The sequence below is a fragment of the Sulfurimonas limnophila genome, assembly GCF_059705345.1.
The window spans coordinates 22539-34220 of sequence record NZ_AP046127.1 but is presented as its reverse complement, the minus strand read 5'-3'; the positions used below and the strand labels follow the sequence as shown (position 1 = coordinate 34220).

Sequence of the window (11682 nt, the reverse complement as noted above, 5' to 3'; positions counted from 1 at the left end):
TTATAGCATAAGAGTTAAAAAGTAATACCTTAACACCCTAAGTGTGGCACTTATGAGGAGAAAATACACAAAATTTAGTCTTAAAACACCAGCTACTAACGTTAGTGGGTCACCTATGATTGGAAGCCATGAAAAAAGAAGTGCTGTGTAGCCATAACGGTGTCCATACCCGTATGAAGCTCTGCCGATTTTTGAGCTAAGAAGTTTTGTTTTTGTCTTCTCATACAGAAGATAACCCAAAGAGTAGTTAAGGATAATGGCTAAAATATTTCCGCTTGAAGCAAAAAACATAGCATTTTTTACGCTCATACCACTCTCTAGCGCTGCAACAAAGCTTATCTCAGAGCTAAATGGAAGGATTGTGGCTGCCAAGAAGGCAGATAAAAAGAGAGCTAACTCTGCTATTTGTTTTTCTCGTAAAAAGATTTTATATTGTTTGCAACACCCTCTATAAGTGTTTTTCTTGCCTCTATACTGCTCCAAGCAATATGTGGAGTTATATATAGGTTATCTCTATTTTTAACATGTAGAAGTGGGTTATTTTGTTCCATTGGTTCACGGCTTAAAACATCCAAACCAAAGAGAATATCTCTCTCATCAACTATGCGCAAAACCGCCTCTTCGTTGATAATGCCACCACGACCAAGATTTAAGATAACCGCACCATCTTTGCACATCTGCAACTCTTTATAATCTAAAAGATTGAGTGTATCTTCATTTAGCGGAGCATGTATGGAGATAATATCGCAACTGATCAAAAGCTCATCAAGCAAAACAGATGGGTATTCGCTGTTTTGGTTTTTTTTGCTTGTTGAGTAGTAGCAAATCTCTGCGCCAAAGGTTTTTGCGATATTTGCCACACCTCTGCCTATCTCACCAAGCCCTATAATGCCCCATTTCTTGCCTTTTATCTCAAAAAATGGACGTGATATATCTGTAAAAATATCACTCTTTGCATATAAGCCCTCTTTTACATAGTTGTCATAATATTTTGAGTGTCCTACGAGATATAAAAGCATAGAAAATGTGTGTTGGATTACAGAGTCGCTTGAGTAGCCAGAGACATTTTTTACATCTATGGCTCTATTTTTTGCGCTCTGTAAATCTATATTGTTCATACCAGTAGCAGCAACGCATATAAGCTTTAAAGATGGGCTATTTTGCATATCTTCGTCTGTTATAACAACCTTGTTAGTAACTATAACATCTGCATCTTTTATGCGCTCTTGTAGTTGAGAAGGTGTGGTTGTTTGAAATATCTTAGTATCCCCAAGCGATGAGATTGGGCTTAAATCGCTATCTCCAAACGTAAGAGCATCTAAGATTACAATCTTCAACTTAACTATCCTTAACCTTTGTTATAAGCTCTCTTGCCTTCTCTAACGCTTGTTCTACCTTATCAAAAACCAACGCAACTGCAAGTCTTCGCCCTTTATGAGCCTCTGGTTTGCCAAAAATTCTAACAAAACTGTTTTTGCTAAAGAGGCTATCATCTACCTCAATAACTGGAGAGAAGTTATGAACCTCTGACTTAAATGCAGCACTCGCACCCTCTCCATAAAATGTAAACTCAAGAGGAAGCCCAAGAACAGCTCTTAAATGAAGTGCAAACTCACTTTGAGATTGGGTTATAAGTGTTACCATACCTGTATCGTGCGGACGAGGAGAGACTTCTGAGAAATAGACCTCATCCCCTTTTATAAATAGCTCAACACCAAAAAGACCGCGACCACCAAGTCCATCAGTGATTTTTTTAGCCATATCCTCGGCTCTTTGCTTTGCTATCTCACTCATCTGCATCGGTTGCCATGAGAAAACATAATCCCCATCTCTTTGCTCGTGCCCGATTGGCTCACAAAAAACTGTCTCTTTTCCATTTCTTGCAGTTAGCATTGTTATCTCATAATCAAAATCTACAAATGCTTCAACGATTAACTCACTCGCATCGCCTCTAGCCTCTTTTGCTATCTCCCAAGAAGCCTCGATATCAGAAGCACTTCTTGCTACGCTCTGCCCATGTCCAGAACTGCTCATAACAGGTTTTATAACGCATGGAAAGCCCAAACGCCCTGCAGCAGCTGCTAACATCTCTTTTGTTGTTACAAACTCATACGCACCAGTTTTAAGCTCTAAAACTTCAGCCGCAAAGGTACGGATATTTTTTCTGTTCATAGTTTTGCTAACAGCGTTTGCATTTGGGATAACGTTATAGCCCTTATCTTCAGCAGCAAAAAGAGCATCAATGCTTATAGCTTCAATCTCAGGCAAAATGTAGTCTGGTTTTTCACGATATATTATCTCAAGAAGTGCATCTTTATCTTGCATATTTACAACATAACTTCTGTGTGCAACGCTATGCGCTGGAGCGTTTTGGTATCTATCGACTGCTACTACCTCAAGACCGAGTCTTTGAGCTTCGATAGCAACTTCTTTACCCAATTCACCAGAACCTAGAAGCATAATTTTTTTTGAATTTGATTTTAGAGGAGCAGAGAAACGCATGATAATTCCTTCATTTTGATTAAATTTAAAACACCAAACGGGATTACCCGTTTGGCTATGCTTACGTCGCAATAGCGACTAAAGCTTACTTTAAAAGCAGAGGAATTATATCAAAAAGGGATTAAACTTACTGTTTTAGTCCGATTAGAGTTTGAAGAAGCTGATCAGAAGTGGTAATAGTTTTACCATTTGCCTGATAACCTCTTTGTATGATAATTAGCTGTGTAAGTGCCAAAGACAAATCCACATTTGAAGCTTCAAGAGCTGCTGACTGCATAAATCCACGTCCAGCTGTTGCAGCCGTTCCGATGATTGGGTCTCCTGAGTTTGCAGTCTGTACATAAACATTTCCGCCCTCAGTAGATAGTCCCTCGTTGTTAGTAAACTTTGCCATACCAATTTGTGCAAGACCAAAACTTCTACCATTACTAAATGAACCAATTAATGTTCCGCTTTGATCTATTCTTACACCAACTAAATCCCCGCCAGTAAATCCATCTTGAGAGATTCCTGATGTCGCTGATTTAGAGTCAAAACTTGTCATCCCGTCAAAACTGTTAGAAGTACCAAGCTTAATTGCTACCTGCTGATTTGCAGCTGAACCGTTATTTCCCGTAAAAGAGACGTTAGGCGGGTTGAAAGTTGCAAGTGAGCCATCACTGTTAAAACGAACAAAACCTGTTTTTTCATTGTAAGGTGCAACAGAGTCAATAGTTGCTGGTTCTGGAACACTTATTTTCATATTCCAAGTACTTCCCGTTGAAGTATCAACTGCAACTTTTCTAAACTCTGTTCTTAACGTATGTTTTGAACCAAGGGAGTCAAAAATATCTATACTAGCAGAGTGCGTTGCAGCATTAAAGCTTTGTGAAAATGCTTTTCCTGTACTTCCTGCTGGAAGTGTTGCGTTTAGTGCTTCCATATTTCTAGTAAATTTACTATTTTCAGTTATTCCACCGCCCACAATACTACTAGCGCTCATTCCTGTAATAGCTAGATTGATATCATAATCACCATCTTGAGAGCCGCCAGGGTTTGTTAGCTCAAACTTTCCTTGAGCGTTTATCTTTATCTCAATATTATTCTCGTTTGGTGTAGCATCTAAATCTCCATTACCTACGGCACGAGCTTGATTCTCTAAAGCTTCACGTAAATCTGCAATAGTTGTAAATTTCTTATCTCCACCTGCTACTGTAACAGCACCTGTTGGATCATACTGATATCTATATGCGGTAGTTGCAGAATCCCCTACTGCTAAACCACTATTTGCATTTCCTACTGCACTGATTCTAATATTATGAGAAGCATTCATATCTGAGTTGGAGTTGGCAAGATTGATAAAACCACCGCTATATGTAGCAATTATTCCCGTTACTGACGTTTGAGCATTAATAGCTGAGACATAGCGTGCAGCATTTTCAGCAACAGTATTTCCTGCAAGTCCACCATTGGTAGTTATCTGCTTTGTAGTTCCATCATCAAGCTCTAAAGTTATATCCAGTTCTGCTGCTCCACCTACTACAGCTCCTGTTGCAACTGTTGTTGTAGGGGTAAATGATGCCCAGATACCTTGACCTGTTTGAAGGTTAAATGCTTCTCCAGAGTCATTAAAGAGTACTCCCATATTTCCAGAGTCTATAGCGTTTCCATTTTCATCTACAGCTGGAGGAGTTGGAAGAGCTGTCCCAGTAGGATAGCTTTCTACCTCATAAGCAGGGGAAAATGTCGAAACCAACGGACCTGAATTTAGATTTGCTTTGATAACTACATTTTGTGTAGGAGATGCTGGAGTTGTAAGCCCTGGAGGAACATTGATATTTGTGATGGGCGCAGTTGCATCAACCAAACCTGTCGAACTGTCTCTTAACCATCCCTGAACGATAAATCCGTTGTTATCAACAAAATTTCCACTAGCATCAAACTTAAAGTCACCCGCACGTGTATATTTGTAAGTATTTCCGCCATCTGGCGAGATGATAAAAAAGCCATCGCCCTGAATAGCAACGTCTGTATTTTTATCTGAATTTTGCACCGAACCTTGAGAGAAGATGCGTGTCATAGAGCTAACAGTAGCCCCAAGACCAACCTGAACAGGATTTTTACCGCCAAGCTCTCCCTGAGGTGCAGTAGCGATTGCTCTTGTTTGTGCTAAAAGGTCTGAAAAGTTTGCACGAGAATATTTATACCCGACTGTATTTACGTTTGCAATATTGTTTGACTCTACGTCCATTGCAACTTGGTGAGACTGAAGCCCAGAGACTCCAGCAAAAAGTGATTTTAACATAGTAAACCCCTTGTCTATTAATTTCCAAAAACTAAGAGTTACCTCTTAGCCAAACTAGCCATCTTTGGCACTAAGACCTCTTAGAAAAAGAGGCAAAATTATTTTTACTTGTATGATTAGTTAGCATTTAGTGTTCCAACTCTATTAAGCGCCCATACTCAAAGCTTTTTTCAGCATCTCGTCTGCTGTTGTTATAGATTTTGAATTTGCATCATACGATCTTTGCATTATTATAAGGTCTGTAAGTCCAGCTTCCATACGTACGTTTGAGCCCTCTAGTTTAAAGTTTGTCAAATCCGTACCAATTATATTTTTTCCATTTGCATCTTGAAAAAAGATTGGTTCGCCACTATTGTTTGACTCTGAAAATCTCGAACCACTTACTCTCTCTAGCCCTCTGTCATTTTGAAAATGATATACAGCAACCGTTCCAATAGAGCTTTGCATACCGTTTGAGAAAGTTGCGATAATCTGACCATTTTTATTTATATCATACCCATAAAGCTCACCGGATTGCGTTCCATTTGAACTGCTTGAACCGCCAAAAGGGTTGTTCATAGAGATAAGACCATCAAAACCGCTACCTAAGTTTATAGCTACTGGTGTACCGTTATTGTTTATAGTTGAGAGAGTATTTGAGATCAAAACACCGCTCTCATCAAAGAGTACAACACCATTTTGTGTATCATAAATTTCATTTGGGAGATAAGTTGTCTCTCCTGTTTCATCGTTGTACTCTGATCTTGTACCAGAGCTCTGAGCTGTTGCCACAACATCCCACTGAGTTCCAGTAGATGGCTGAGGAACACTTTTTACAAACTCTAATCTTATGCTGTTTGAGTTGCTTTGCGCATCAATGGCTTTAGCACTTACAACCCTTGTCTCATCATCAACGCCTAAATTTCCAAAAAATTTAGCTTCTGTTGTTGGTTGAACTGGAAAAGAGAGTTCATCTGGAAAGCGCAGTTTTTGCTGAGTCGAAACATTACCGAGTTCTACTTCTGCCAACTGCTCACTTAAGATGCCGTTATTGATATTTGAACCCATAGTTCCTAATACATAATACCCATCAGCAGTTACCAAATCTCTATCTCTATCAAATGTAAAACTTCCATCACGGGTATACATCGCAGAGCCTTCGCCTTGAATACCAAACCAGCCATCACCGATAATCGCCAAATCTGTGCTTCTCTCACTTAGTTGAAAAACACCCTTGCTCTCATCCATAGTAATGGCATTTACAGATGTACCCAAACCGATACTAGTATTTGAATCATAAACGCTAGATAAAGATTTTTCAAAAAGAGATGAAAATTCAGTGCTATATGCACGAAAACCCAAAGTGCTTGTGTTTGCTAGATTATCAGAAACTACATCAATTGCACTCTGGTGTGCTTTTATTCCGTTTATTCCTGTATAAAAAGCTTGAGCCATCATCACAAACTCCTTTAATAAACTTCTTTAACATTGGCAAGTGGTACATAACTAGAGCCAAGTTTTAAATATGTTTCACCGCTCTCAAATCTAACAGACTCTATTGGATAAGCTCCAAGTCTAGTGTTTAGAGCATCTCCCTCTGGATTTGTATAAGAGGCTGTTGCATAGTAGATTCCGCTATCAACAGCTCCGCCAATCGCATTTGTTCCATCCCATGTAAACTCATAAACACCTTTTGGATTTGTTCCAACATCTAATGTTTTTATAGTATTTCCATTAACATCTAGGATTTGAACTGTTCCATTGTTTATATCATCTGGAAAATAGATCTCAAATGTAGAGCTTGTTCCTTTGTCCAACGTAAGAGCATTGCTTCCCAAATCTGCTGTTTTTCCAATCGCAGAGATAGTACTAAACTGTTGAGAAGCACTCATAGAAGCTGCTAAATCAGATAGCGCTTTATTGGTATTTTCAGATGCTTCAAGAGTTGCAAGTTGTGAGGTCTGTGTTAAGATTTTCTCCGTATCCATAGGCTCAGTCGGATCTTGATACTGAAGCTCTGTTAGAAGAAGCTTCATAAAGTCATCTTTGCCTAAAACACTTTTATCTTCTGATGTGCTTGAAGTTGTATACTCTGCGCTTGTTGCAGCATTTAATCCTGTTGATGTAATTGCCATTTTGTATCCTTTACCTTTATATGTATCGTGGAACGATAATCTCTAAAGAGCTAATTATCTCTTCATGTGTCTCTTCATTTTCAAAATGGCTATACTCTGAGTGAGCTTTTTGCTCATTTTGTCTCTGTTGCTGTGATGCACCAGATGAGTTATCACCATTTTGTGAACTACTATTAAAGTTTAATGTAGCACTATTTATTCCACTGTTGTTTAACTGTGCCTTTAGCTCATTTATATTCATTGAGAGCGTATTGATTGCTGTGTTATTTGAGCTTATATTTACATGCAGGTTTTTGCCTCTTTGAACAACTGTTAAGTCAACTTCTCCTAAATTTTGTGGATTTAGTTGAACTTTTACTCTTGTAAATGGAGATTTATAATCATTGATAGCATTTTTAATATCATCTGAGAGATATTTAATCATCTGCTTTGCTTCATTTATTTTTACTTCAAAACTATCCGCTTTATTTACACCAAGAGAGTCTGTCTTTTGTGCTTGAGAGGGTTGCTCTGATATAAAAGATTCTCCTTGAAGAAGCTTTTCTAAAGATTTATTATTTTCCGAAGTCAAGCTTGGAGCAATTACTTTTGCACTATTTACTGAAAAATCAGCAGTTAGAGATGGTGCTTCTTTAGATACTTTTTCTCCACCCAGAAGCAGTCTAAGAGCATCATCTGCCCTCTCTTTTGGTGTTTTTTGTTCTGATTTTAATGAAGCAGAAGTTGCTTTTGCTTGGACTATCTGCTCTGTTGTAGTATGCTCACTTACACTTTGAGCTTTAAAGAGAGGTGTTGCTTTTACCTCTTTTTCAATCTCGTTTTGTTTTTTATCAATATACTTTTCATCAATATTTTTTTGGCTCTGCTCTACTTGTTGAGGAAGCGTACTATTTTGTGCTATTTTAACATCTTGCTTAACTTCTTGCTTAACTTCTTGTGGTTGAGATTTTTTATCTGTTACAACCTCTTTTGGAGCCATAGGCATCTCTTTTGAAATCTCTCTCTTTAGCTCTTTTTTCTCTTGCGGGGTCTCATTTTTTACCTCTGCAACTTGCTCTTTCTTATTGATAGGTATCTCTTTTAAAACTTCCGTCTTTGTCTCTTTTTTCTCTTGAGACAGCTCTTTTAAAACTTCTGTATTTAACTCTTTACTCTCTTGCTTTAGAGTTTTTGAGCTATGCTCTTTTACCTCTTCTATGGTTATCTTACTGACATCCATACCAAATTTTTTTGCAACCTCAACTAACCCTTTTAGCGTTGTTGGAAGCTCTTTAATCTCAGCTTTTTTAAAACCGTCACTCTCTTGGATTTTTGATTTTAAATAGTTTTTTGCATCATTCATAAGCGTTTTTATCTCGGCTGTACTTAAGCCTGATACCAACTTTGGATTTAACTCCAATGGCTCTTTGTCTCTCTTTTGTACTTTAGTCTCTTGTGTGTTTAACGAGGAGGTAAGAGTAGCTGTTTTTGATGATGTTTTTGGCAGTTTGATAGTTTTTTCATCAGAACCAAGCGCTAAAACAAGTGCACCATTTTGAACTATTTTTTTATCTTTTGCATCACTCACGCCTCTTAATAGGTCTGAAAATGAGACAGTAGGCTTCTCTTTTGAAGTAACCAAACTTAGTGGCGAAGATGAAGATGAGTTTTCACTGCTTTTTGTATTTAATAAAACCACTGACTCTCCTTTGTCTTTAAATTAAAGATTTTAGAGTAAGTAGCACATAGTATTCCACTATTAAGTTATAATTTTGCCCATGAAATATTTACTAATGATTTTACCGCTACTATTATTTGCTAAGAGTCCATTTGAGACGCTTGATATGAAAAATATGGATTTGTCTATATATGAGACGAAAAAGAGTGAGGAAAATCTACAAGCTTCTAAAAATGTAAAAGTAACTTGCAGATTGATTTGTGATAAAAAAGTTTATAAAGAGCAAAAAATCTCAGACGCGATAGAATTTTATAAAAAACCAAAAGAAAATAGCTCTAATAACGATTGAAACTATCCAAGCATCTTAAATCATTTTTATATCTAAGTGATATTACATCTCTAAGCTCTTGAGTTAGAGTTTCTGCGTTTTCGCCATCTATCGGGTAACTAACCATATGCGCTTTTAAATCAATCGCAAAAAATTCCCCAAACATATTTTTTACAATTCCTGCACCATATTTATCTGTGTATGGAAGTATGAAAAAGTAGTCTGTTTTATCATTTACGATAGCGTCTGAATTTCTTAAAATCTGTTCTAGTGAGCTATCTATCACTGACTGTTTTACACCTGAAAAATCACAATATAGCAGTGTAAAGCTCTCAGCACGGTTTTCATCAAGCCTCTGCGCCAAACCAATCGTTAGGTCTAATAGTTGTTTAAAATTATCAAATCCAAAATGTACTCCAGCCATATGTTTGCTCCTGTATAAAAATTTATAATAAAGTATATCTAAAAGAAAAAAGAAAAACTACATAACAGTATATGGTTTTAGCTCATCCCTTGAATCAAACGCTCTTGCCTCTATCTCTTGTGTATTGTCATATAAAATAGTGTACGCGGTATCCTCTTTTGTTTTGCAGTATGTAAGAATTATCTTTGATGCCAATGCTCTATCTTCATCTGTAGCATTTTTGCTTAGCAGAGAGTGTGGACCAGGAAGGGCTACTGTTTTTACGTGATGATATTTTTGGCTCTCTATATTTTGCAGATGAAGATTTTCATCTTTGTTTCTTCCTACAACGAGTTTGGCGCCATCTGGAAGTCTTAGATGACGACCAAATTTCATAACTGGAATATCTTCTACTTCAAACTTATCATATTTTATAAAATCAAACATTTTTTTCGCAAAATTTTCATCTGTTAAAAGACATCCGCCGCCAGGGCTCTCAAAATCTTCCAAACCTATCTCGCGGACTAGTTCAAGCTGTCTATCACGGCTTCGCCCTACAATTCCCTCCAGCTTATCTCTATCTACCCAGCCATTTATCTCTGCAATTGTTGGAGTAAGTGCTTTTGCTGAGAGCGGACGCAGAAGCAGTCCATCGCAGTTGCTCTCATTTAAAACCGTCTGCATCGCCTCTTTATTTTGGCTCATCGGACGCTGTCCTAAAACCTCACCGCTTATAAGAAATGATGCGCCCTCACTCTGCATAACTCTCTTTGCAACTGCAAACATCTTTGCATGACAATCAATACATGGGTTAAAGTTTTTACCATATCCATGCTTTGGGTCAAAAAGAACATCTTGTAAAAATTCACTCTCTATATCTATGATTTTTAGCTTTGCACCAACTTGATTACACATGTTTTGCATATGTTCAAGCCTATCTTTAGTGCTTCCAAAACCTGTATTAATATTTACCGCTAAAACTTCAATACCCTGATCGATTATGATTTTTAGTGCCAGAGTTGAGTCTAGTCCGCCGCTAAAGAGTGCGATTGCTTTCATCACTATCCTTATAAAATTGATAATTTAAATTATAAAATTATACACTACTTATCTTTTTTTCTTATGGGTGGTTCTTTGACTTCTTTGATTTATAGGCTCAGCTTTGATGCTAGGGTCTGGTTTAAAATCTTTTAGCCACACCTTTTGGATATTGCTCTTTGTTAGTTTTTCAATTGCTGCTAGATACTCATGTTCATCTATACAAACAAGCGATATTGCATCTCCTGTACTTCCAGCACGTCCTGTTCTACCGATTCTGTGTACATAATCTTCTGGCACATTTGGGAGTTCATAGTTTATAACATGAGGAAGTTGGTCTATATCTATCCCTCTTGCCGCTATGTCTGTCGCAACAAGGACTCTTATATCGCCATCTTTAAACTCTTGCAGAGCCTTCATTCTAGCGTTTTGACTCTTGTTTCCATGAATCGCACTTGAGCTTATGCCATCTTTTTCAAGCTGTGCACTTAGTTTGTTCGCTCCATGTTTTGTTCTTGTAAATACAAGAACCTGTTGCCATTTTCCCTCATTTATGAGATGTACCAAAAGCTCACGTTTACGCTCTTTGTCAACTGGATAAACTAGCTGTTTTATGCTCTGTGCTGTTTTATTTGGTCGCTCAACTTCTATGAGAGTTGGAGAGTTTAACAGAGCGTTTGAGAGCTTTTTAATCTCATCTGAATAAGTTGCAGAAAAAAGCAGAGTTTGTTTATGTTTAGGAAGAACTGCTAGAACTTTTTTTATATCATTTATAAAGCCCATATCAAGCATTCTATCAGCTTCGTCAAGTATCAAAAACTCAACATCTTTTAAATCTATGCTCTTTTGAGAGAGATGGTCAAGTAATCTTCCAGGGGTTGCGATAACTATATCCACGCCTCTACGCAAAGCCGCTAATTGTGGGTTTATACTCACTCCACCATAGATTATCGTTGATGTGAAAGGGAGATATTTTCCATAAACAGTAACACTCTCTCCAACTTGCGCTGCCAACTCTCTCGTTGGAGTTAAGATAAGAGCTCGAACTCTCTTCTTGGTTGATGACTTATCTCTGCTTAAAAGCTCAAGAAGTGGTAGCGTAAAACCTGCCGTCTTACCAGTACCAGTCTGCGCTCCTGCTAATATATCTTTTTTACTGAGGATAACTGGAATAGCTTGTTTTTGGATTGGTGTTGGCGTAGTATAGCCCTGTTCTTTTATAGCTTTTAATATAGGAGCTGATAAACCTAGTGTTGTAAATGACATTATTTTCCTGATTTTTAACTATTTTTTGCGGAAGATTTGTTAAGCGTTAAAGCTTAAGATAACCATAGAATAGCATAATTTTCTCTAATA

11 protein-coding genes are annotated in these 11682 nt (G+C 37.5%); 1 reads left to right on the top strand and 10 read right to left on the bottom strand.

Going from position 1 to position 11682, the window contains the following annotated elements:
- From AC6H33_RS00165 to fliK, 7 genes are all read right to left on the bottom strand, one after another.
- Complete coding sequence (locus tag AC6H33_RS00165; protein WP_497604982.1) at positions 1–372, bottom strand: YqaA family protein; 372 nt, start codon at positions 370–372, stop codon at positions 1–3.
- 29 nt (positions 373–401) lie between these two features.
- Positions 402–1337: a D-2-hydroxyacid dehydrogenase gene (locus AC6H33_RS00160; protein WP_497604981.1), complete on the bottom strand. Its 936-nt coding sequence runs from the start codon at positions 1335–1337 to the stop codon at positions 402–404.
- 1 nt (position 1338) lies between these two features.
- Entirely contained in the window at positions 1339–2502 is a 1164-nt protein-coding gene (gene purT, locus AC6H33_RS00155) for a formate-dependent phosphoribosylglycinamide formyltransferase (RefSeq protein WP_497604980.1), read from the bottom strand.
- Positions 2503–2629: 127 nt separating this feature from the next.
- Entirely contained in the window at positions 2630–4786 is a 2157-nt protein-coding gene (flgE, locus tag AC6H33_RS00150) for a flagellar hook protein FlgE (protein WP_497604979.1), read from the bottom strand.
- A gap of 144 nt (positions 4787–4930) precedes the next feature.
- Positions 4931–6223 carry a flagellar hook protein FlgE gene (locus AC6H33_RS00145; RefSeq protein ID WP_497604978.1) on the bottom strand — a complete coding sequence of 431 codons (1293 nt, stop codon included), beginning with the start codon at positions 6221–6223 and terminating at the stop codon, positions 4931–4933.
- An 11-nt stretch (positions 6224–6234) separates the two neighbouring features.
- Positions 6235–6900 (bottom strand): FlgD immunoglobulin-like domain containing protein, encoded by a 666-nt coding sequence (locus tag AC6H33_RS00140; protein ID WP_497604977.1) that lies wholly within the window; start codon positions 6898–6900, stop codon positions 6235–6237.
- 16 nt (positions 6901–6916) lie between these two features.
- Positions 6917–8578, bottom strand: coding sequence for a flagellar hook-length control protein FliK (gene fliK, locus AC6H33_RS00135; protein ID WP_497604976.1), 1662 nt, complete (start codon positions 8576–8578; stop codon positions 6917–6919).
- A gap of 79 nt (positions 8579–8657) precedes the next feature.
- Between fliK and AC6H33_RS00130 the strand changes: the two genes are divergently transcribed.
- Complete coding sequence (locus AC6H33_RS00130; RefSeq protein ID WP_497604975.1) at positions 8658–8906, top strand: hypothetical protein; 249 nt, start codon at positions 8658–8660, stop codon at positions 8904–8906.
- Here the strand turns inward: AC6H33_RS00130 and AC6H33_RS00125 are convergent.
- From AC6H33_RS00125 to AC6H33_RS00115, 3 genes are read right to left on the bottom strand one after another with little or no spacing between them, the layout of a single operon-like run.
- Positions 8893–9309, bottom strand: a complete 417-nt coding sequence (locus tag AC6H33_RS00125) for a hypothetical protein (RefSeq protein WP_497604974.1) — start codon at positions 9307–9309, stop codon at positions 8893–8895. The two genes, AC6H33_RS00130 and AC6H33_RS00125, sit on opposite strands and share 14 nt — an antisense overlap.
- A 57-nt stretch (positions 9310–9366) precedes the next feature.
- On the bottom strand, positions 9367–10347 hold the full coding sequence (locus AC6H33_RS00120; RefSeq protein WP_497604973.1) for an argininosuccinate synthase domain-containing protein: 981 nt from the start codon (positions 10345–10347) through the stop codon (positions 9367–9369).
- A 48-nt stretch (positions 10348–10395) separates the two neighbouring features.
- Positions 10396–11592 (bottom strand): DEAD/DEAH box helicase, encoded by a 1197-nt coding sequence (locus AC6H33_RS00115; protein WP_497604972.1) that lies wholly within the window; start codon positions 11590–11592, stop codon positions 10396–10398.
- Between the last annotated feature and the right edge of the window lie 90 nt (positions 11593–11682).

Bases quoted from the DNA above. Each gene is read 5' to 3' on its own strand.
- purT (WP_497604980.1), bottom strand. From the start codon at position 2,502: ATGCGTTTCTCTGCTCCTCTAAAATCAAATTCAAAAAAAATTATGCTT.
- flgE (WP_497604979.1), bottom strand. From the start codon at position 4,786: ATGTTAAAATCACTTTTTGCTGGAGTCTCTGGGCTTCAGTCTCACCAA.
- AC6H33_RS00145 (WP_497604978.1), bottom strand. From the start codon at position 6,223: ATGATGGCTCAAGCTTTTTATACAGGAATAAACGGAATAAAAGCACAC.
- AC6H33_RS00140 (WP_497604977.1), bottom strand. From the start codon at position 6,900: ATGGCAATTACATCAACAGGATTAAATGCTGCAACAAGCGCAGAGTAT.
- AC6H33_RS00130 (WP_497604975.1), top strand. From the start codon at position 8,658: ATGAAATATTTACTAATGATTTTACCGCTACTATTATTTGCTAAGAGT.
- AC6H33_RS00125 (WP_497604974.1), bottom strand. From the start codon at position 9,309: ATGGCTGGAGTACATTTTGGATTTGATAATTTTAAACAACTATTAGAC.
- AC6H33_RS00120 (WP_497604973.1), bottom strand. From the start codon at position 10,347: ATGAAAGCAATCGCACTCTTTAGCGGCGGACTAGACTCAACTCTGGCA.
- AC6H33_RS00115 (WP_497604972.1), bottom strand. From the start codon at position 11,592: ATGTCATTTACAACACTAGGTTTATCAGCTCCTATATTAAAAGCTATA.